Below are 21527 nucleotides of genomic sequence, written 5' to 3' on the forward strand. Positions count from 1 at the left end.
GGGAAAAACAATCGCAATCCATCCCGCCGCTTCGTTGCTATAGCTGGACCATGTCAAGGACCGCGCAGGTCCGGCCAGCCAATGCGAGCGAGATTTGGAATGAGCGTCCAGACGATCACCAGAGTCGATGCCACCAGAGCCGATGTCATCGGACCCGATGCGATCCGCACCCTGTTCTCCACCGCCATGTCGGAGATGTATCGGATGGAGGTGCCGGCCTATCAGACGCTCGTCGAGCTGGTGGAGGAGGTGAACGCGGCGCTGCTCGCCGCCGATCCGGCAGAGCGTCATCGTCTGGAGTCCGCCGGTGGCCTCGCCCGCATCACCGAGGAGCGCCACGGCGCCATCCGCCTCGGCACCGCGGATGAGCTGTCCACCATGCGCCGGCTGTTCGCGGTGATGGGCATGCAGCCGGTCGGCTATTACGACCTGTCGGAGGCCGGCGTCCCGGTCCATTCCACTGCCTTCCGCCCGGTGGACGGGGAGGCGCTGAGCCGCAACCCGTTCCGCGTCTTCACCTCCCTGCTGCGGCTCGACCTGATCGCCGATGCGGCATTGCGGCAGGAGGCCGAGACGGTGCTCGCCGCGCGCAGCATCTTCACCCCCGGCTGCCTCGCCCTGATCGAAAAAGCCGAGACCGACGGCGGGCTGGACGAGGAGGATGCCGAGCGCTTCGTCGCGGAGGCACTGGAGACCTTCCGCTGGCACAGCCGGGCCAATGTGCCGCTGGATCTGTACAACCGCCTGCACGACGCCCACCGGCTGATCGCCGACGTGGTGTCCTTCAAGGGCCCGCACATCAACCACCTGACGCCGCGCACGCTCGACATCGATGCGGTTCAGCGCCTGATGCCGGAAAAGGGCATTGCGCCGAAGGCGGTGGTCGAAGGCCCGCCGACCCGCCGCTGCCCGATCCTGCTGCGCCAGACCTCCTTCAAGGCGCTGAGCGAGCCGGTCGATTTTCAGGATGGCGACGGCTGGCGGTCCGGCGTCCACACCGCCCGCTTCGGCGAGATCGAGCAGCGCGGCATCGCCCTGACCCCGAAGGGGCGGGCGCTCTACGACACGCTGCTTCAGGATTCCCGCCGCCTCGTCGCCCCGGCGGCCGACGGCTCCAACGCCGCGCAGTACATGGCGGCCCTTCAGGAGGTGTTCGCCCCCTTCCCCGACAGCTGGGACGGGATTCGCCGCCAGGGGCTCGGCTATTTCAGCTATTCCCTGACCGAGGCCGGGCGCCGCAACCCGCCGGTGCCGGGCGCCGATCTGGAAACGCTGATCGAGAGCGGCGTCGTCCGTTTCGATCCCGTCGTCTACGAGGATTTCCTGCCGGTCAGCGCCGCCGGCATCTTCCAGTCCAACCTGGGCGACGATGCCCAGCAGGACTTCGCCGCCAGCCCGAACCAGCAGCGCTTCGAAGCCGATCTCGGCGCTGCGGTGCTGAACCCGTTCGACCTCTATGCCGAGATCGAACGCGCCTCCATCGCCGCCTGCCTCGCGGCGAAGTAAGTCAGACCGGCACGGCGGCGGGACGGAAGGCTCCCGCCGCCAGCCAGTCTTCGAAGGCCGCCGGTGCCAGCGGCCGGGAAATCAGGTAGCCCTGGCCGAAGTCGCAGCCATGAAGGCGCAGCCAGTTATAGGCCTCATCCGTCTCTACCCCTTCGGCGATGACCAGATATCCCAGGTCATGGGCAAGGTCGATGGTCGAGCGGACCATGATCTGGTCGCTGCGCTCATCGGCGATGGAACGGATGAAGCGCTGGTCGATCTTCACCGCCGTCGCCGGGATATCCTTCAGATAGGACAGGGCGCTCTGGCCGGTGCCGAAATCGTCGATCTCGACCGCGATGCCCAGGCGGCGCAGGCTTCGAAGCTGGCGGTCGACCTCAGCCCGGTCGGTCATCAGGGCGCTTTCCGTCACCTCGAAGTCGATCCAGTCCGCCTGCACGTCATGGCGGTCCAGCAGCGCCTCGACCCGGTCGGCGAAGTCGCCGCTGCCCAGATCCAGCATCGAGATGTTGATCGACACCGGCAAGGCGATGCCGCGCCGGTGCCAGTGCGCCACCTGGGTCAGGACGGCACCGATCACCCATTCGGTCAGCGGGCGCACCAGCGCCGTGCGTTCGGCCAGCGGCACGAATTCGGCGGGCGAGATCGGCCCCAGCTCCGGATGGGTCCAGCGCAGCAGCGCCTCCGCCCCGATGCAGCGGTCGGTGCGCAGGTCGACCTTGGGCTGATAGGCCATGTGCAACTGGCCTTGCCCGCCCATCGCCTCGGTCAGGCTGCGCAGCAGCAGGAAGGCACGGTGGGCGGCGCGGTCCTGCTCCTCGTCATAGGCGCACCACGGCTTCTGCGTCTCCAGCGACTGGTGGGCGGCACTGGTGGCGGCCCGCAGCAATTCCACGCTTTCCACGGGGCTTTCCGCCGCGATGTCCGAGCGGTGCACGAAGCCGACGCCGGCAGTGGTGGCGATCGGCACGCCCTGATACTGGAAGGGGCTGCGGATCGCCGAGCTGATGCGGTCGAGCGCATCGATCAGATCGTTGCCACTGGCCAGCATGAAGGCGAAGCGGGCCGGCGACAGATGGTAGAGCCGCGTGCGGTCCGGCAGGCAGGCGGCGATGCGGCGGGCGCAATCGACCTCGAACGCGTCGGCGCAGACCTGCCCCAGCACCCGGGTCAGCTCGGCATATTGCTGGGACGCCGCGGCATCGATCACCACCGCCGTTCCCGTCACCGAGGCCGGGTCGTTTGCCAGGGCATCGGCATCGGCCAGGAACCGGAAGCGGTTCGACAGCGAGGTGACCGGATGCAGGTAGCCGACGGCGCGCCGCGCCTCGATATGCGCCATCGTCATGGCCGACAGGTCGCGCAGCGCCTCCTCCTCCTCCGGCGTCAGCGCCGGGCGCGGCTGATCGTCGATCACGCAGATGGTGCCGAGCGCCAGCCCGTCCGCCGTGCGCAGCGGGGCGCCGGCATAGAAGCGGATGTTGGGATCGCCGGTCACCAGCGGATTGTCGGCGAAGCGTTCGTCCTGCCGGGCATCGCCGACCACGAACAGGGCATCGGAGTCCAGCGCATGGGCGCAGAAGGCATGTTCGCGCGGCGTCTCCTGCACCGGCAGCCCGACCCGCGATTTGAACCATTGGCGGTCGCGGTCGACCAGCGAGATCAGCGCCACCGGCACCTTCAGCAGCTTGGCGGCCAGACGCGTGATCTGGTCGAAGGCGGCCTCCGCCGGCGTGTCGAGCAGTTCGTAGCGCTGGAGCGTCGCCAGCCGGTCCTCTTCGCGGGCCGGGACCGGCGGCAGGCGCTTCGCCGTCGCGGGCGTCATCTCGGTTTTCATCCTGCTCCCGGCACTCTCGTCTTCAAGCAATTCCGGCACCGATCCTGCCGCCAAGTCCATCAAAGAGCCAATGACAATGGTGCAATGCGGCATGGAAACAATCGTCGGTCTCCAGGCCGGCCACCGTCCGTCCTATCGCCGTTCAATCGCCGCCAGCGCCGTCACGGTCAGTTGTGCCATCACCATGCGGTCGACCATGCCGAAACTGCGCGGCGCCGTGTCGATCAGGCAGACGGAACCGAGCGCCAAACCCTGCCGGTTGATGATCGGCGCGCCGGCATAGAAGCGGATGTACGGCTCGCCCAGCACCAGCGGGTTGTCCTGGAAACGCGGGTCGCGGGCGGCATCCTCCACCACCATCGGCAGGCGCTGGCGGATGGTGAAGTGGCAAAAGGCGACGTCGCGCGGCGTTTCCTGCACGGGCAGGCCGCGGCGCGCCTTGAACCATTGCCGGTCGGCATCGAGCAGCGACACCAGCGCGATGGGCACGCGGAAATGGTCGCAGGCCCAGGACACCAGATCGTCGAAGGCGGGTTCCGGCTCGCTGTCCAGCAGCCCGGTACGGCGCAGCGCCTCCAGCCTCGCCGCCTCGTCATCGACCGGGACGGCGCCGCGGCCGATGGTCTGCGGAGCGGCCTGCGGGGGGATCCCGCTCGCGACGGTTTCGTTCACAGGTGTCATGCTCCGAACTCCGAGGTCGGGTAGAAGCCGGCGGCCCGGCGACAGAATAGTTCTTTTGGAGGGAAATATTATAACAACGCCGTTAAGGTCATGCTTGCCGTAACTCTGAGTTGGACGCCTTCCTTTTACGCATCGGCCCGAATCTGGATCTGTCGGCTTGAATATTATTTTGACAGATGCGGTGAGATCGGAGAATCGGATTGTTTTTTCATATGGCCGCTGCCTCTGCCCGGTCGCCCTGTATGCCGGCCAAAGCCGCCATCCACCTGTGGCATGGCTGTTCTGCGGACGCATTGGGCAGCTTTCTGCCGCGCCGGTGCAACGCAACGGCGGTTTGCGGTGTTTCGCGCTGGGGAGCGGGGCCGCTCCCGCGCGACAACGACCGGGCCCTTGCTGATCGCCCGGCATTTCGGTCAGGAGCGTCATAACCATGCCGGACGACCAGCAGCGCAGGGACGTCGTCGATCTTACCGGACAGGAGGCGGACAACCGGGCCGGGCGCAGCGAGCGCGGACAGCCGGCCGCGGGCGAAGTCCGCAAGACGCCGGGCTTCATCCGCCGTCACCCGATTGCGATCCTCGCCGGGCTGGTGGTGATCGCCCTGCTGGCGGTGGCCGGCTACATCTACTGGCAGCGCAACATCCACCCCTACGAGTCGACCGACGACGCCTTCATCGACACCCGCCAGTTCCCGGTGGCGGCGAAGGTGAGCGGCTATGTGACGGAGGTGGCGGTCGGCGACAACCGGCATGTCAATGCCGGCGACCTGCTGTTCCGCATCGACACGCGCGACTACCAGACGGCGTTGGATCAGGCACAGGCGCAGATCGACTCCGCCCAGGCGGCGATCACCGGCTACGACGCCCAGATCGATGCCCAGCGCGCCCAGATCGAGCAGGCCAGGGCCGAGGTCTCGCAGGCCGAGGCCGCCGTCGGCTTCGCCAAGGAGGATGCGGCGCGCTACCGCGACCTGCAAAGCCGCGGTGCCGGAACGGTGCAGCAGGCGCAGCAATCCACCGCCACCCTGCAGGAACAGCAGGGCAAGCTGACCAGCGCCAACGCCGCGGTGATCGCCGCCGAACGGCAGGTCGGGGCGCTCCAGGCGCAGCGGACCAGCGCCGTGGCCGATCTGGCGCGGGCGAAGGCGCAACTGGCCCAGGCCCAGCTGAATCTGTCCTACACCGCCGTCACCGCCGCACAGCCCGGCCGGGTGGTGCAGCTGAGCGGGGCGGTCGGCCAGTTCGCCCAGGCCGGCCAGAGCCTCGCCATCTTCGTTCCCGACGACATCTGGGTCACCGCCAACTTCAAGGAGACCCAGATCACCGACATGCGGCCGGGCCAGCCGGTGGACATCAAGATCGACGCCTATCCCGGCCGCAAGGTCACCGGCCATGTCGACAGCGTGCAGCCGGGCTCCGGCACCGCCTTTTCCCTGCTGCCGGCCGAGAACGCCACCGGCAACTATGTGAAGGTGGTGCAGCGCATTCCGGTGAAGATCGTCGTCGACCAATGGCCGGACGGCGTCTCCATCGGCCCCGGCATGTCGGTGGTGCCGCGGGTGACGGTGCGATGAGCGCCGCTGCCGAAGGCGCAGATACCGGCGGCTTCGATGCGTCGCAGAGTACCGCCGGCGGCCGCAACCCGTGGCTGATCGCCGTGGTGGTCTCCATCGCCACCTTCATGGAGGTGCTGGACACCACCATCGCCAACGTCGCCTTGCGCTACATCTCCGGCACGCTGGCGGTCAGCGCCGACGAGGCGTCGTGGGTCGTCACCTCCTACCTCGTGGCGAACGCCATCGTGCTGACGGCCAGCAGCTTCATCGCCAAGCGCTATGGCCGCAAGCGCTTCTATCTGGCCTGCCTGGGGCTGTTCACCGTCAGCTCGCTGGCCTGCGGCTTCGCCTGGAATCTGGAATCGCTTCTGCTGTTCCGGGTGCTCCAGGGCTTTGCCGGCGGCGGCATGGTGCCGATTTCGCAATCGATCCTGGCCGACAGCTTTCCGCCGGCCAAGCGCGGGCAGGCCTTCGCCATCTTCGGCATCGCCGTGGTGGTGGCGCCGGTGGTCGGGCCGACGCTGGGCGGCTGGCTGTCGGACAACCTGTCCTGGCACTGGTGCTTCCTGATCAACGGGCCGGTCGGGGTGATGGCCTTCGCGCTGGTCGGCTTTCTGGTGCAGGAACCGAAATCCGCCATCGAGGAACGCCAGCGGCTGAAACGCCAGGGCATCCGCATGGATGTGATCGGATTCCTGCTGGTGGCGACCTTCCTGGGATCGCTGGAGGTGGTGCTCGACCGCGGCCAGACCGACGACTGGTTCGCGTCGGGCTTCATCATCACCTTCGCCATCGTCTGCGTGGCGTCCTTCTGCCTGATGATCCCGTGGGAGATGACGCGGGAGAACCCGATTCTCGACCTGCGGATGGTGGCGACGCGGCAGTTCGGCTCCTGCTTCCTGGTGATGCTGGCGACCGGCGCCATCCTGATCGCGACGACGCAGTTCCTGCCGGAGCTTCTCCAGCAATATTACGGCTTCACCGCCACCTGGGCCGGCCTTGCCCTGTCGCCGGGCGGCATGGTGACCATGGTGATGATGCTGGTCGTCGGAAGGCTCGCCGGGCGCATCCAGCCGAAATACCTGATCGCCACCGGCGCCACCATCGTGGCGCTGGCGATGTGGGACCTGACGCGGCTGAACCCGGACTCCACCTTCTGGCTCTTCGCATGGTCGCGCATCTATATCGGCATCGGCCTGCCGCTGATCTTCATTCCGATAACCACGGCCTCCTACGACGGCATCCCGCGCGACAAGACCGATCAGGCCTCCGCCCTCATCAATGTCGCGCGCAATGTCGGCGGCTCCATCGGCGTGTCCATTGCCCAGAATGTGCTGGCCTTCCGCGAGCAGTTCCATCACAGCCGGCTGGCCGAGCATATCGTGCCGTCCAACCCGGCCTATCAGCGGACCGTGGAGCAGGCGACGAGCTATTTCTCCATGGCCGGCGGCGAGGCGGGAGCGCGGGAACGGGCGATGGCCTACATCGGCCAGCAGGTGCAGATGCAGACCGCCTACTGGTCCTACATCGACGTGTTCTTCGCGCTGATGCTGATCTCCGCCTCGGCGGTGCCGCTGGCGCTGATCCTGCGCACCGTGAAGCGCTGACCGGCAGGTGCCGTGCAAGGGTCTCTCATTCCCTCATGCTTCGTGATAGACAGCGCCGGTTCCCGCCCGTGACCGGATGAGTTGTCCTCCCATGAAGCGCCCGACGATTTCTGACCTCGCCAAGGCGGCGGGCGTCAGTGTCGCCACCATCGACCGCCTGCTGAACGGTCGGCACCCCGTGCGGGAGGAGACCGCCCGCCGCATCTTCGAGGCGGCGACCGAGATCGGCTTCCACGGCGCCAACGCCATCCGCCAGCGCGCCCTGGCGCAGCAGCCCGACTACCATCTCGGCTTCATCCTTCAAAAGGAGCGCCACGCCTTCTATCAGGAGTTCGCGGCGCGGATCGAGGAGGTGGTGCGCAGCCATCCCGACCGCCGGCTGCGCGCCACCATCCGCTTCGTCCAGTCGACATCCCCGGCCGAACTCGCCGAGCTGATCCGCGGCATGAAGGGGAAGGTGAGGGCAGTTGCGGTGACCGGCATCGACCATCACGACGCCACCGCCGCGGTCGCCGAACTGAAGACCGCCGGTATCCCGACCTTCTCGCTGCTGTCCGACTTCGCCCAGGGCGTGCGGGAAGGCTACATCGGCACCAACAACCTGAAGGCCGGCCGCACCGCGGCATGGCTGATGTCGAAGATCGCGCGGGGGCCGGGGCGCATCGCCGTCTTCATCGGCGCCTTCCGCTATCACGGCCATGCCCTGCGCGAGACCGGATTCCGCAGCTATTTCCGCGAGTTCGCGCCCGAGTTCACCCTGACGGACAGCATCGTCAACGTCGAGACGCGCCAGTTGACCTACGAGGCGACGCTCGGCCTGCTGGACCGGCACGACGATGTCGTCGGCATCTATGTGGCGGGCGGCGGCATGGAGGGCGCCATCGCCGCCTTGCGCGAGGTCCGCCGGCCGGACGAGGTGACCTGCATCGTCCACGAGCTGACGCCGGAGTCGAGGCAGGGGCTGCTCGACCGCCATGTCTCGGTGGTGATGGCGACGCCGCTGCCGGCGCTCTGCACCGACCTGATCGAGATGATGGTCCACAGCATCGAACACGGCATGGCGGAAAATCCCGGCCAGCGCTTCCTTCCCGCCCAGCTGTGGACGCCGGAAAGCCTGTAGCGGAGAGCCTGTAGGGGAGAGGCTTCCGGCGTCATGATGGAAAACCATCATGACGTGCTGCAAAATCTCTCATGTTTGACGGCCATCCGGCCGGCAGGCGCGTTGACCGGACCGTGCGCGATGGTGAATGCTTCCCCTGCCAATCAAGACCAGAAACGGCCGGGAGGAAGCGCGATGACGGATTCGGAATCCTAGAATTTGGTTTTCCGTGTGATTCACGCTTCAAGCGATTCCGCTTGAACCGATCACACTCCAGCCATTCCGGCGGCCCGACAGCGGGCGGCCCCCCAGAAACCGAAAACGGCAATCGCCCCCGGTGAACCGCTCGGGCGCAGCGCGCATGGCTGCGCGCGTGGCCCCGCTCGCCCACCGAACGACATGAGGCTTTGGAAAAATGACCGTCAGACTTGGCATCATCGGCACCGGCGCCATCGGCCGCGACCATGCCCGGCGCATCAACCAGGTGCTGGCCGGCGGCAAGGTCGTCGCCCTGACCGACGTCAACCGCGAGTCCGCCGAGGCGGTGCGGGCCGACATCGCCCCCGATGCCGAGATCTACCAGACCGGCGAGGACCTGATCGCCTCGCCGCTGGTCGATGCGGTTCTGGTCACCTCCTGGGGTGCCAGCCACGAGCAGTATGTGCTGGCCGCCATCGCCGCCGGGAAACCCTGCTTCTGCGAGAAGCCGCTCGCGACCACCGCCGACGGCGCCAAACGCATCGTCGATGCCGAGGTGGCGCACGGTAAGCGTCTGGTCCAGGTCGGCTTCATGCGCCGCTACGATGCCGGATACATCGCGCTGAAGGAGGCGGTGACCAGCCGCACCGGGGCGCCGATCATGGTCCATGCCGCCCACCGCAACCCGACGGTGCCCGAGCATTACGTCACGCCGATGGCGATCCACGACACGCTGATCCACGAGATCGACGTGTTCCGCTGGCTGCTGGACGACGATTACGTTTCCGCCCGCGTGATCTTCCCGCGCCGCGCCGCCCGCAGCCACGGCAAGCTGCGCGACCCGCAGGTCGTGGTGCTGGAGACGGCGAAGGGCGTCGTCATCGACGTCGAGATCTTCGTGAACTGCCACTATGGCTACGACATCCAGTGCGAGGTGGTTGGGGAGGACGGCATCGCCCGCCTGCCGGAGCCGATGGCGGTGCAGATGCGCCTGAACGCCAGCCTGCAGAACCCGATCCTGACCGATTGGAAGGATCGTTTCATCGCCTCCTACGATGTGGAGCTTCAGGACTTCCTGAAGGCCGCCGCCCAGGGCACCGCCACCGGCCCGACCTGCTGGGACGGCTATGTCGCCGCCATCACCTCGGATGCCTGCGTCACCGCGCAGGAGCGCGAGGGAGAGGCCGTCGCCATCACGCTGCCCAGCCGTCCGGCGCTCTACAGCTGACGGCCGCCTGTCCGGCGACACCGTTCCGCCGGTCCGTATCCATTGCCATCGCCAATCCGACGACCGGATTACAGCGGAGCTGACCCATGCCAACTCAACGCGGTCAAAGTGAGCGCGAACTCGACGTCATTTCCATCGGCCGCTCCTCCGTCGACCTCTATGGCGAACAGGTCGGCGGCCGGCTGGAGGACATGCAGAGCTTCGCCAAATATGTCGGCGGCTGCCCCACCAACATCGCGGTCGGGACAGCGCGCCTCGGCCTGCGCTCCGCCCTGCTGACCCGTGTCGGCGACGAGCATATGGGGCGTTTCATCCGCGAACAGCTGGTCCGCGAAGGCGTCAACACCAGCAGCGTCATCACCGACCCGGAACGGCTGACCGCACTGGTCATCCTGGGCATCCGCGACAAGAAGACCTTCCCGCTGATCTTCTACCGCGAGAACTGCGCCGACATGGCGATCTGCGAGCAGGATGTCTCGGAAGCCTTCATCGCCTCGGCCAAGGCCGTGGTGGTCAGCGGCACCCATTTCTCCACTCCCACCACCGAAGCCGCCATGCGCAAGGCGATGCGGCTGGCGCGCGAGACCGGCACAAAGGTGGTGTTCGACATCGATTACCGCCCGGTGCTGTGGAAGCTGACCGGCCACGGTCTGGGGGAGGAGCGCTTCGTCGCCGACGGCGGCGTCACCGCCCTGTTGCAGACCATCCTGCCCGGCTGCGACCTGATCGTCGGCACGGAGGAGGAATTCCACATCGCCGGCGGCAGCACCGACACGCTGGCGGCGCTGCGCCGGGTCCGCGAACTGACCGGCGCGACGCTGGTGTGCAAGCGCGGCCCGATGGGCTGCGTCGTGTTCCCCGATGCCATTCCCGACAGCCTGGAACAGGGCATCCGCGGTCCCGGCTTCCCGGTCGAGGTCTACAATGTGCTGGGGGCGGGCGACGCCTTCATGTCGGGCTTCCTGCGCGGCTGGCTGCGCGACCATCCGCTGGAGGAGTGCTGCGCCTTCGCCAACGCCTGCGGCGCCTTCGCGGTGTCGCGCCACGGCTGCGCGCCCGCCATCCCGACCTGGACGGAGCTGTCCTATTTCCTCGAAAACGGCAGCCCGACGCCGCGGCTGCGCGAGGATGCCCGCCTCTCGCACATCCACTGGGCGACCACGCGGCGCCGCGACTGGCCGGAGGTGATGGCCTTTGCCATTGACCACCGCGCCCAGTTGGAGGCGATGGCGGCGCGGCTGGGCGCCGACCCGGCGCGCATCGCAGCCTTCAAGCTGCTGGCCTTGCAGGCGGCGCAGCGCACCTCCGACGGGCGCGACGGCTTCGGCATGCTGCTGGACGGCATCCACGGCCAGGACGCGCTGGACGCGCTGACCGGCACCGGCGCCTGGATCGGCCGCCCGGTGGAGCTGCCGGGGTCGCGCCCGCTGCGTTTCGAAGGCGGTCCCGACATCGCCGTGACCATCCGCGAATGGCCGGCCGAGCATGTGGTGAAGTGCCTCGCCTTCTACCACCCGGACGACGAGGAGGCGCTGCGCACCGAGCAGGAACGTCAGATCCAGACCCTGTTCGCCGCCTGCCGCGCCACCGGCCATGAGCTTCTGCTGGAGATCATCCCGCCGCGCGGCATGCCGGCCAGTATGCCGGACGACGAAGACACCATCTCCCGCGCGCTGGAGCGCTTCTACGGGCTCGGCGTCCATCCCGACTGGTGGAAGCTGCCGTCGCCGGCCAGCCAGGGAGCCTGGAACAGCATCGCCGGCACCATCGACCGGCATGACCCGCTGTGCCGCGGCGTGCTGATCCTCGGCCTCGACGCGCCGGAGGAGGAGCTGAAGGCCGGGCTGGCGCTGGCTGCCCGCCAGCCGGTCTGCAAGGGTTTCGCCGTCGGCCGCACCCTGTTCGGCAGCGCCGCCGAGGCGTGGCTGGCCGGCAGCATCGACGATGCGGCGGCGGTCGCGGCGATGGAGGCCGCCTATGGCCGGCTGATCGCCTTCTGGCAGGAACAGCGCAGCCGCAACGCCGCCTGATCCTCGAACCGTCGCCAAGAATAACAGGGGCCGTACCGCCCCAGTAGGGAGAAGCCATCATGGACAGCGTGCGTCTCACCGTCGCCCAGGCCGTCGTCCGCTATCTCAGCGCCCAGTATGTCGAGATCGACGGCCAGGAACTGCCGCTGTTCGCCGGTGTCTGGGCGATCTTCGGCCACGGCAATGTGGCGGGCATGGGCGAGGCGCTGCATGCCGCCCGCGACCGGCTGCCGACCTACCGTGCCCACAACGAGCAGGGGATGGCGCACGCTGCCATCGCCTATGCCAAGGCGCAGGGACGGCGCCGCATGATGGCCTGCACCACCTCCATCGGGCCGGGTGCGGTCAACATGGTGACGGCGGCGGCGCTGGCCCATGTCAACCGCCTGCCGGTGCTGCTGCTGCCGGGCGACGTCTTCGCCACCCGCGCCCCCGATCCGGTGTTGCAGCAGGTGGAGCGTTTCGAGGACGCCACCGTCAGCGCCAACGACTGCTTCCGCCCGGTGTCGCGCTTCTGGGATCGCATCACCCGCCCCGAACAGCTGATGCCCAGCCTGCGCCGCGCCATCCAGGTGCTGACCGACCCGGTGGAGTGCGGGCCGGTGACGCTCTGCCTGCCGCAGGACGTGCAGGCGGAAGCCCATGACTTCCCGCTTTCCGTCTTCGAGCGGACCGTCCGCCGCACCCGCCGGCCGGAGCCCGACCGCGACGAGCTGGCCGCGGTGACGGCGGCCCTGCGCGGCGCGCAGAAGCCGCTGATCGTCGCCGGCGGCGGCGTGTTCTACAGCGGCGCCTGCGACGCGCTGGCCGACTTCGCCAAGCGCCGCGGCATCCCGGTGGCGGAAACCCAGGCCGGCAAGGGCGCCCTGGTCTGGGACCATCCCTGCAACGTCGGCGCCATCGGCGTCACCGGTTCCAGCGCCGCCAACGAACTGGCGGCGGAGGCCGATCTGGTGCTGGCGGTCGGCACCCGGCTCGCCGACTTCACCACCGCCTCTTGGACAATCTTCGCCAACCGCGGCGCCCGTCTCGCCGGGCTGAATGTCGCCGCCTTCGATGTGGTGAAGGGCGACGCCCTGCCGCTGGTCGCCGACGCGGCGCGTGGGCTGGCGGCCCTCGATGCCGGGCTCGGCGACTGGTCGGCGCCGCTGTCCTGGCAGTCTTTGGCGCAGGAGCGCACCGCCGTCTGGACCCGTGTCGTCGACCGGGCGACCGCCGATGCCGGGCTTGACCTGCCGACCGACGCCCAGGTGCTGGGGGCGGTCAACCGCGCCGCCGGCAGAGACGGCACAATCGTCTGCGCCGCCGGCGGCCTGCCGGGCGAGCTGCACAAGCTGTGGCGCAGCGGCCGGCCCGGCGGCTACCACCTCGAATACGGCTTCTCCTGCATGGGCTACGAGATCGCCGGGGGGCTCGGCGTCAAAATGGCCTGCCCGGACCGCGAGACCTTCGTCATGGTCGGCGACGGCAGCTACATGATGCTGAATTCCGAGCTGGCCGTGTCGGTGGCGATGAAGCGCAAGCTGATCGTCGTCCTGCTCGACAACCGCGGCTATGGCTGCATCAACCGGCTGCAGAACGCCTGCGGCGGCGCCCCCTTCAACAACCTGCTGCGCGACACCCATTACGAGACGGAGACTCTGCCCGACATCGACTTCGCCGGCCATCTGCGCGCGCTGGGTGCGGTGACGGAGAAAGTAACGGGCGTTGCCCAGTTGGAACTGGCGCTGGAGCGCGCCAAGGCGTCCCCCGTCACCTACGCCATCGTCATCGACACCGACCCGCTGCCCTCGACCCGGGAAGGCGGGGCGTGGTGGGACGTGCCGGTGCCGGAACTCTCGACCCGTCCCGAGGTCGCGGCGGCCCGTGAACGCTACGTCGCCAACAAGGCCCGCCAGCGCCGCTGACCGCGCCCCTCTTCCCCAATTTCCACCATCTTCTTCCGTCTTGGGAGCATCCGATCATGACCGTTCGTCTCGGCGTCAACCCGATCGCCTGGAGCAACGACGATATGCTTGAGCTGGGCGGGGCGACGCCGCTGGAGCAGTGCCTTGCCGAAGGGCGCGAGGCCGGTTTCCAGGGCTTCGAGCTTGGCAACAAATTTCCGCGCGATGCCGCCGTGCTGCGCCCGATCCTCGACGGTTACGGCCTGTCGCTGGTGTCCGGCTGGTACAGCGCCGGCCTGCTGGAGCGAACCGTCGCCGAGGAGATCGAGGCGGTGCAGCCGCACATGGCGCTGCTGAAGGCGATGGGCTGCCCGGTGATGGTGGTGGCCGAGACGACCGGCTGCGTCCATGGTTCCCGCGGCACGCCGCTGTCGCAGCGTCCGACGCTGGAGTCCGGACAGTGGGCGGAGTTCGGCCGCCGCATGGCGGAGTTCGGCGATTACCTGCGCGACCAGGGCACGCCGCTCGCCTACCATTACCACATGGGCACGGTGGTGGAGACGCCCGACGAGATCGACCGCTTCGCCGAGGTCACCGGCGACAGCGTCGGCATCCTGCTCGACACCGGCCATCTGACCTTCGCCGGCGGCAACCCGCTGGACGTCATCGCCAAATGGGGCCACCGCATCAACCACGTCCATTGCAAGGACGTGCGCGCCGACGTGCTGAAGCGGGCCAGGGCAACCGACAGCAGCTTCCTCGACGCCGTCATCGACGGGGTGTTCACCGTGCCGGGCGACGGCTGCGTCGATTTCCCCGCCGTGCTGAAGGCGCTGAAGGGCGCGGACTATCGCGGCCAGTGGCTGGTGATCGAGGCGGAGCAGGACCCCGCCAAGGCCCATCCCCTGACCTACGTCACCAAGGGCCGCCAGCATCTGAGCGCGCTCGTCACGGAATACGGCCTGTGAGCACCCAAATGACCAACATCGTTCCGCATTTCATCGATGGCGCCCCGGTCGACGGCACCAGCGACCGCCTCGGCGACGTCTACAACCCGGCGACCGGCCGCAACAGCGCCAAGGTGCCGCTGGCGACAGCGGCGGAAGTCGACCGCGCCGTCGCTGCCGCCCGTGCCGCCTTCCCGGCATGGTCGGCCGCCACCCCGCTGCGCCGCGCCCGGGTGATGTTCGCCTTCAAGCAGCTGCTGGAGCAGAACGCCGACCGGCTCGCCAGCCTGATCACCGCCGAGCATGGCAAGGTTCATTCCGACGCGCTGGGCGAGGTGGCGCGCGGGCTGGAGGTGGTGGAGTTCGCCTGCGGCGGACCGCATCTGCTGAAGGGCGAGGTGGCGGAGAATGTCGGCACCCGCGTCGACAGCCACTCGCTGCGCCAGCCGCTGGGCGTCGTCGCCGGCATCACGCCGTTCAACTTCCCGGCCATGGTGCCGATGTGGATGTTCCCGGTGGCCCTCGCCTGCGGCAACTGCTTCATCCTGAAGCCGTCGGAACGGGTGCCGAGTGCGGCCCTGTTCATGGCGGAACTGTTGAAGCAGGCCGGCCTGCCCGACGGCGTCTTCAACGTCGTCCATGGCGACAAGGTGGCGGTCGATGCGCTGCTGAGCCATCCCGACGTGAAGGCGGTCAGCTTCGTCGGCTCGACCCCCATCGCCCAGTACATCTATGCCACCGGTGCCGCCAACGGCAAGCGGGTGCAGGCGCTGGGCGGAGCCAAGAACCACATGGTTATCATGCCCGACGCCGACCTCGATCAGGCGGTGGACGCGCTGATGGGGGCGGCCTACGGCTCGGCCGGCGAGCGCTGCATGGCGATCTCGGTCGCCGTGCCGGTAACGGAGGCGGTGGCCGACGCGCTGGTGGAGCGGCTGGCCGAGCGGGTGCGCGCCCTGAAAATCGGTCCCGGCACCGACCCGTCGGCGGAGATGGGGCCGCTGGTCACCCGCCAGCACCGCGACAAGGTGCGCGGCTACATCGACCTCGGCGTCGAGGAGGGGGCCAAGCTGGTGGTCGATGGCCGCCGGGTCGAAATCGCCGATCCGGACTGCGGCGACGGCTATTTCATCGGCGGCACGCTGTTCGACCATGTCACGCCGGAGATGCGGATCTACAGGGAGGAGATCTTCGGCCCGGTGCTGGCGGTGGTCCGCGTTCCCGACTACCGCACGGCGGTCGATCTGATCAACGCGCACGAGTTCGGCAACGGCACCGCCATCTTCACCCGCGACGGCGACACCGCGCGCGCCTTCGGGGCGGAGATCGAGGTCGGCATGGTCGGCGTCAATGTGCCGATCCCGGTGCCGATGGCCTTCCACAGCTTCGGCGGCTGGAAGCGCTCGCTGTTCGGCGACCATCACATGCACGGACCGGAAGGCGTGCGCTTCTACACCCGGCTGAAGACCATCACCAGCCGCTGGCCGACCGGCATCCGGTCCGGCGCCGACTTCGTCATGCCGACGATGACGTGAGGGGGAGCGTATGATCCTTCATTGTCCGCACCTGAGCCCAGCACGGCTTCGCCAGGGGGCGGAGACGCATCGCGAGACCATCCGGCACCACAGAGGGCGACCATGAGCAAGCTGCTGCTGCGCAATCACGCACCGGACCCGGCCGGCCGGGTGCACCATGTCACGCCCGAATCGGCGGGCTGGTCGTGCATCGGGTTCGACCTCTACCGCCTGGAGGAGGGGATGATTGTTTCCGGCGAGGATGCGGACCGCGAGACCTGTCTGGTCTTCGTCGCCGGGCGCGGTGCGGCGATGGCCGGCGACCGGGAGTGGGCGGAGCTTGGCGACCGCATGTCGCCCTTCGAGGACAAGCGGCCCTACGCGATCTACCTGCCGCAGGGCACGCCGTGGCGGGTGCGGGCCACCACCGCACTGGAACTGGCGGTCTGCACCGCGCCCGGCCTGAACGGCGGGCTGCCGGTGCGGCTGATCCGTCCAGAGGATGTCGGCGCCTCGGTCCGCGGGCGGGGCAGCAACACCCGCCATGTCTTCGACATCCTGCCCGAATCGCAGCCGGCCGACAGTCTTCTGGTGGTGGAGGTCATCACGCCGGCCGGCAACTGGTCCAGCTATCCGCCGCACAAGCACGACAGCGACGACGGAACGGCGGAAACCCAGCTGGAGGAGACCTATTACCACCGCCTCGACCCGCCGCAGGGCTTCGCCTTCCAGCGCGTCTACACCGACGACCGCTCGCTGGACGAGGCGATGGCGGTGGAGAATGGCGACCTCGTCATGGTACCGCGCGGCTACCACCCGGTCGGCGCCGCCCACGGCTACACCGGCTATTACCTGAACGTGATGGCCGGCCCCCGCCGCGCCTGGCATTTCAACACCGCCCCGGAACACCGCTGGCTGCTGGCCCCGGTCTGACCGGGGGGCCGCGGTCAAGGTCCCGGCAAAGGAAAGGCCCCCGTCCGGCAATTCGGACGGGGGCCTTTCCATGGGAGACAACTTGCCGCCGGACCTTGCGGACCTTGCCGGCCGACGGCGGCGTGTTTCGCTTCAGAGGTCGCCGAGCGACCGGTCGATCTCCCACACCAGCCGGTCGGCCAGCTTGATCGAGCGGGCGAGGTCGGCGGGGCACATCCCCAGGCCGGGATCCTCGACCACCGGGAAGCTCTCCGCCTTGTCGATTCCTAGGCCCTTGGCGGTGACCAGCACCTCGTAGCTGCGGTTGTCCTCGTTGAACATGCATTCGGTCTCGAAGCCGCGGGCATCGCTTTCGGCCCACATGATCGCTTTGCTCATGGTCTCGTATCCTGATGTAAGAGGTTCGCTATCTGGCGAGTTTACTTGGCGAGTGCCGCGTCCTTGCGGGCGGCGGACTTGCCGGCTGGCTTGACCTCGACCGGTGCGGCGTCCTGGGCCGACGGCTCGACATAGGCGCGTCCGTAATAGCTGTCGATCAGCAGCTGCCTGATCTCGGCGACCAGCGGATAGCGCGGGTTGGCGCCGGTGCACTGGTCGTCGAAGGCGGCTTCGGCAACCGCATCGACCCGCGCCAGGAAGGCCGCCTCCGGCACCCCCGCCGCCTGGATCGAGGCCGGGATCTCCAGCGCCCGCTTCAACTCCTCCACCCAAGCAATCAGCTTCTCCACCCGCTCATGGTCGCGGCTGCCGCCCAACTCCAGATGCCGGGCGATCTGCGCATAGCGCGCCACGCCCTTCGGCCGGTCGTACTGGCTGAACGCCGTCTGCTTGGTCGGGATGTCCGCCGCGTTGTAGCGGATCACGTTGGCGATCAGCAGCGCGTTGGCGATGCCGTGCGGGATGTGGAACTCGGCCCCCAGCTTGTGCGCCATCGAATGGCACACGCCGAGGAAGGCGTTGGCAAACGCGATGCCGGCCAGCGTCGCCGCATTGTGAACCAGCTCCCGCGCCTTCGGATCCTGCGATCCGTTGCGGTAGGCCGAGGGCAGATGCTCCTTCAACAGCTTCAGCGCCTGCAGGGCCTGACCGTCGGAATACTCGTTCGCCACCACCGAGACATAGGCCTCCAGCGCATGGGTCACCGCGTCGATGCCGCCCGCCGCCGTCAGGCCCTTGGGCATGTCCATCACCAGATTGGCATCGACGATCGCCATGCTCGGCGTCAGCTCATAGTCGGCGATCGGGTACTTCGTGCCCGTCCGCTCGTCGGTCACCACGGCGAAGGGCGTCACCTCCGATCCCGTCCCCGACGTGGTCGGCACCGCCACCAGCTGCGCTTTCACCCCCAGTTTGGGGAAGGTGTAGATGCGCTTGCGGATGTCCATGAAGCGCAGGGCCAGATCCTCGAACGCCACCTCAGGCGCCTCGTACATCACCCAGATGATCTTGGCCGCGTCCATCGGCGAGCCGCCGCCCAGCGCCAGGATCACGTCGGGCTGGAAGGCATTCGCCAGCGCTACGCCCTTGCGCACCACCGCCAGCGTCGGGTCGGCACTGACCTCGAAGAAGGTCTCAACCTCCAGCCCCAGCGATTTCAGCACGCGGACGCTGTCGTTGACATGGCCGTTCTCGAACAGGAAGCGGTCGGTGACGATCAGGCAGCGCTTCTTGCCGCGCAGTTCCTCCAGCGCGAAGGGCAGGCAGCCGCGGCGGAAGTAGATCGACTTGGGCAGCTTGTGCCACAGCATGTTCTCGGCCCGCTTGGCCACCGTCTTCTTGTTGATCAGATGCTGCGGCCCGACATTCTCCGAGATCGAGTTGCCGCCCCACGAACCGCAGCCCAGTGTCAGCGACGGGGCGAGGCGGAAGTTGTAGAGGTCGCCGATGCCGCCATGCGACGACGGCGTGTTGATCAGGATGCGGGCGGTCTTCATCTTGTCGCCGAAATGGCGGATGCGGTCGGCCTGCCGGTCCTGGTCGGTGTAGAGCGCCGAGGTGTGGCCGATGCCGCCGAGCGCCACCAGCGCCGCGGCCTTGTCGCAGGCCTCGGTGAAGTCCTTGGCGCGGTAGAGCGCCAGGGTCGGCGACAGCTTCTCGTGGGCGAAGGGTTCGCTGTCGTCCACGTCCGAAACCTCGGCGATGAGAACCTTGGTGGCGAGCGGCACGTTCAGGCCGGCCATGGCGGCGATGGCATGGGCGGGCTGGCCAACGATGTCGGCATTGAGATGGCCGTCGGTCAGCAGCACCTTGCGCACGGCGTCGGCCTCGCGCGGCGACAGGATGTAGCCGCCATGGTGGGCGAAGCGGTCGCGCACGGCGTCATAGACGGCCTCGACCACCACCGCTGACTGTTCCGACGCGCAGACCACGCCATTGTCGAAGGTCTTGGACATCAGGATGGAGGCGACGGCGCGCTTGATGTCGGCGAACTCGTCGATGACGGCGGGGGTGTTGCCGGCGCCGACGCCGATGGCGGGCTTGCCCGAGGAATAGGCGGCCTTGACCATGCCCGGCCCGCCGGTGGCGAGGATCAGGGCGATGTCGGGGTGGTGCATGACGGCGTTGGAGAGTTCGAGCGAGGGCTCGTCGATCCAGCCGATGATGTCGTCGGGGGCGCCGGCCTCGACCGCGGCGGCGAGTACGAGGCGGGCGGCTTCGCAGGTCGATTTGCGGGCGCGGGGATGGGGGGAGAGGACGAGGCCGTTGCGGGTCTTCAGCGCGATCAGCGCCTTGAAGATGGCGGTGGAGGTCGGGTTGGTGGTGGGGACGATGCCGCAGATCAGGCCGACGGGCTCGGCGATGGTGAGGATGCCGGCGTCGTTGTCTTCGGACAGCACGCCGCAGGTCTTCTCGTCCTTGTACTTGTTGTAGATGTATTCGGCGGCGAAGTGGTTCTTGATGACCTTGTCTTCCATGACGCCCATGCCGGTCTCCGCCACCGCCATCTTGGCGAGCGGGATGCGGGCGTTGGCGGCGGCCAGAGCCGCGCTGCGGAAGATCAAATCGACCTTCTCCTGCGGATAGTCGGCGAAGCGCGCCTGCGCCGCCTTCACCCGCGCGATCAGGGCGTTCAGGTCGGAAAGGGTTTTAACGGTCGTGACCATGATCGGGCGTCTCCCGTCGGGTGTCGCCAAAGGACCGGTTTCCCGGCCCGGAACCCCCGAATCTCTCGGTTCCATGCGGTATGTAGGAAACCTACATCCCGCCCGACGGCGACGCAAGAGTGGTCATACCACTTGCCGCGAGAATTGATCTGAATCATGTCGTTTCAAGCGGATGCAGGAGCGTTTTGGCAGGCGATATGCCATTTTCCCGCATTTGTCGGTGTAAATACGCCCTAACCGAAATGTAGTTTCACTACATTATGGGCGTGCGCAGGACCCGTCTCAATCATGCGCAGCAAAAGCCCATGAAAGGGCGGAGGTCATGCCCCCGCCTGTCCTTCGTACCAGGGCTTGGTTGCCTTGACGATACGCACCACCGACAGCATCACCGGGACTTCTACCAGCACACCGACCACGGTGGCGAGCGCCGCTCCGGAGCCGAGCCCGAACAGGCTGATGGCCGCCGCCACCGCCAGCTCGAAGAAGTTGGAGGCGCCGATCAGCGCGGCCGGCGCCGCCACGCACCACGCCACTCCGAACCGGCGCGACAGCCAATAGGCCAGCCCGGCGTTGAAATAGACCTGGATCAGGATCGGCCCCGCCAGCAGCAGGATGACCATCGGCTGCGCCAGGATCCGCTCGCCCTGGAAGCCGAACAGCAGCACCAGCGTGGTCAGCAGCGCCAGCAGCGACACCGGCTGGATGCGGCCGAGCAGGCGCGTCAACGCCGGCTCGCCGCCGGTCGCCAGCAGGCTGCGCCGCCAGAACTGGGCGGCCACCACCGGGATGACGATGTAGAGCAGCACCGACAGCAACAGCGTGCCCCACGGCACGGTGATCGACGCCACGCCCAGCAGCAGCCCGACCAGCGGCGCGAAGGCGAACACCATGATCAGATCGTTCAGCGCCACCTGGCTCAGCGTGTAGTGCGGTTCGCCGTCGCACAGGTTGGACCACACGAACACCATGGCGGTGCAGGGGGCGGCGGCCAGCAGGATCAGCCCGGCGATGTAGGAGGAGATCTGCTCCTGCGGCAGCAGCGGCGAGAACAGATTTCCGATGAACAGCGTGCCGAGCAGCGCCATCGAGAAGGGCTTGACCGCCCAGTTGATGAACAGCGTCACGCCGATGCCGCGCCAATGTTCCTTGACCTGCCCCAGCGCGCCGAGGTCGATCTTCAGCAGCATCGGCACGATCATCAGCCAGATCAGCAGGGCGACCGGCAGATTGACCTGGGCGATCTCGGCCGCGGCAATCGCCTGGAACAGGCCGGGCACCAGATGGCCCAGCGCGATGCCGACGACGATGCACAGTGCCACCCAGAGGCTGAGATAGCGCTCGAAGGTTCCCATGGCAGGGCGCGCCGCCGGGGCGGACTGGATATCGGCGGTCATGGATTTGA

The 21527-nt window shown here is 67.9% G+C and carries 15 protein-coding genes; 10 read left to right on the forward strand and 5 right to left on the reverse strand.

The window, feature by feature from the left end; genetic code table 11:
* Positions 1-99: 99 nt before the first annotated feature.
* Positions 100-1506 (forward strand): VOC family protein, encoded by a 1407-nt coding sequence (locus ABNQ38_RS33400; protein WP_377810562.1) that lies wholly within the window; start codon positions 100-102, stop codon positions 1504-1506.
* A 1-nt stretch (position 1507) separates the two neighbouring features.
* On the opposite strand, the gene ABNQ38_RS33405 is transcribed toward ABNQ38_RS33400, so the two are convergent.
* The gene (locus tag ABNQ38_RS33405) at positions 1508-3331 is read right to left on the reverse strand and encodes an EAL domain-containing protein (protein WP_377810563.1); all 1824 of its coding nucleotides are present in this window, start codon (positions 3329-3331) and stop codon (positions 1508-1510) included.
* A 144-nt stretch (positions 3332-3475) separates the two neighbouring features.
* Complete coding sequence (locus ABNQ38_RS33410) at positions 3476-4024, reverse strand: GAF domain-containing protein (RefSeq protein ID WP_377810564.1); 549 nt, start codon at positions 4022-4024, stop codon at positions 3476-3478.
* A gap of 430 nt (positions 4025-4454) precedes the next feature.
* Between ABNQ38_RS33410 and ABNQ38_RS33415 the strand changes: the two genes are divergently transcribed.
* The 9 genes from ABNQ38_RS33415 (at position 4455) to iolB (ending at position 17021) form a co-directional block, all read left to right on the forward strand.
* Positions 4455-5597, forward strand: coding sequence for an HlyD family secretion protein (locus ABNQ38_RS33415; RefSeq protein ID WP_377810565.1), 1143 nt, complete (start codon positions 4455-4457; stop codon positions 5595-5597).
* Positions 5594-7186 (forward strand): DHA2 family efflux MFS transporter permease subunit, encoded by a 1593-nt coding sequence (locus ABNQ38_RS33420; RefSeq protein WP_377810566.1) that lies wholly within the window; start codon positions 5594-5596, stop codon positions 7184-7186. The genes ABNQ38_RS33415 and ABNQ38_RS33420 overlap by 4 nt, the downstream gene beginning before the upstream one ends.
* A 91-nt stretch (positions 7187-7277) precedes the next feature.
* A complete protein-coding gene (locus ABNQ38_RS33425; RefSeq protein ID WP_377810567.1) occupies positions 7278-8306 on the forward strand; it encodes a LacI family DNA-binding transcriptional regulator in 1029 nt (342 codons plus the stop codon).
* 394 nt (positions 8307-8700) lie between these two features.
* Positions 8701-9711 carry a Gfo/Idh/MocA family protein gene (locus tag ABNQ38_RS33430; protein WP_377810568.1) on the forward strand — a complete coding sequence of 337 codons (1011 nt, stop codon included), beginning with the start codon at positions 8701-8703 and terminating at the stop codon, positions 9709-9711.
* Positions 9712-9797: 86 nt separating this feature from the next.
* Positions 9798-11741 (forward strand): 5-dehydro-2-deoxygluconokinase, encoded by a 1944-nt coding sequence (gene iolC, locus ABNQ38_RS33435; protein ID WP_377810569.1) that lies wholly within the window; start codon positions 9798-9800, stop codon positions 11739-11741.
* 59 nt (positions 11742-11800) lie between these two features.
* Entirely contained in the window at positions 11801-13648 is a 1848-nt protein-coding gene (iolD, locus tag ABNQ38_RS33440; RefSeq protein ID WP_377810570.1) for a 3D-(3,5/4)-trihydroxycyclohexane-1,2-dione acylhydrolase (decyclizing), read from the forward strand.
* A gap of 56 nt (positions 13649-13704) precedes the next feature.
* A complete protein-coding gene (gene iolE / locus ABNQ38_RS33445) occupies positions 13705-14595 on the forward strand; it encodes a myo-inosose-2 dehydratase (RefSeq protein ID WP_377810571.1) in 891 nt (296 codons plus the stop codon).
* 8 nt (positions 14596-14603) lie between these two features.
* Positions 14604-16109 carry a CoA-acylating methylmalonate-semialdehyde dehydrogenase gene (locus tag ABNQ38_RS33450; protein WP_377810572.1) on the forward strand — a complete coding sequence of 502 codons (1506 nt, stop codon included), beginning with the start codon at positions 14604-14606 and terminating at the stop codon, positions 16107-16109.
* 102 nt (positions 16110-16211) lie between these two features.
* Positions 16212-17021 (forward strand): 5-deoxy-glucuronate isomerase, encoded by an 810-nt coding sequence (gene iolB / locus ABNQ38_RS33455; protein WP_377810573.1) that lies wholly within the window; start codon positions 16212-16214, stop codon positions 17019-17021.
* A gap of 132 nt (positions 17022-17153) precedes the next feature.
* Here iolB and ABNQ38_RS33460 read toward each other — a convergent pair whose 3' ends face one another.
* The 3 genes from ABNQ38_RS33460 to arsB all read right to left on the reverse strand — a co-directional run bounded on the left by ABNQ38_RS33460 (position 17154) and on the right by arsB (position 21519).
* Positions 17154-17399: a hypothetical protein gene (locus tag ABNQ38_RS33460; protein WP_109490557.1), complete on the reverse strand. Its 246-nt coding sequence runs from the start codon at positions 17397-17399 to the stop codon at positions 17154-17156.
* 41 nt (positions 17400-17440) lie between these two features.
* Positions 17441-20155 (reverse strand): bifunctional acetaldehyde-CoA/alcohol dehydrogenase, encoded by a 2715-nt coding sequence (adhE, locus tag ABNQ38_RS33465; protein ID WP_377810574.1) that lies wholly within the window; start codon positions 20153-20155, stop codon positions 17441-17443.
* 290 nt (positions 20156-20445) lie between these two features.
* Positions 20446-21519, reverse strand: a complete 1074-nt coding sequence (gene arsB, locus ABNQ38_RS33470; protein WP_377810575.1) for an ACR3 family arsenite efflux transporter — start codon at positions 21517-21519, stop codon at positions 20446-20448.
* Positions 21520-21527: the final 8 nt, after the last annotated feature.

It is taken from the genome of Azospirillum sp. A29 (assembly GCF_042604625.1).
In the GTDB taxonomy this organism is placed as follows: Bacteria; Pseudomonadota; Alphaproteobacteria; order Azospirillales; family Azospirillaceae; genus Azospirillum; species Azospirillum palustre.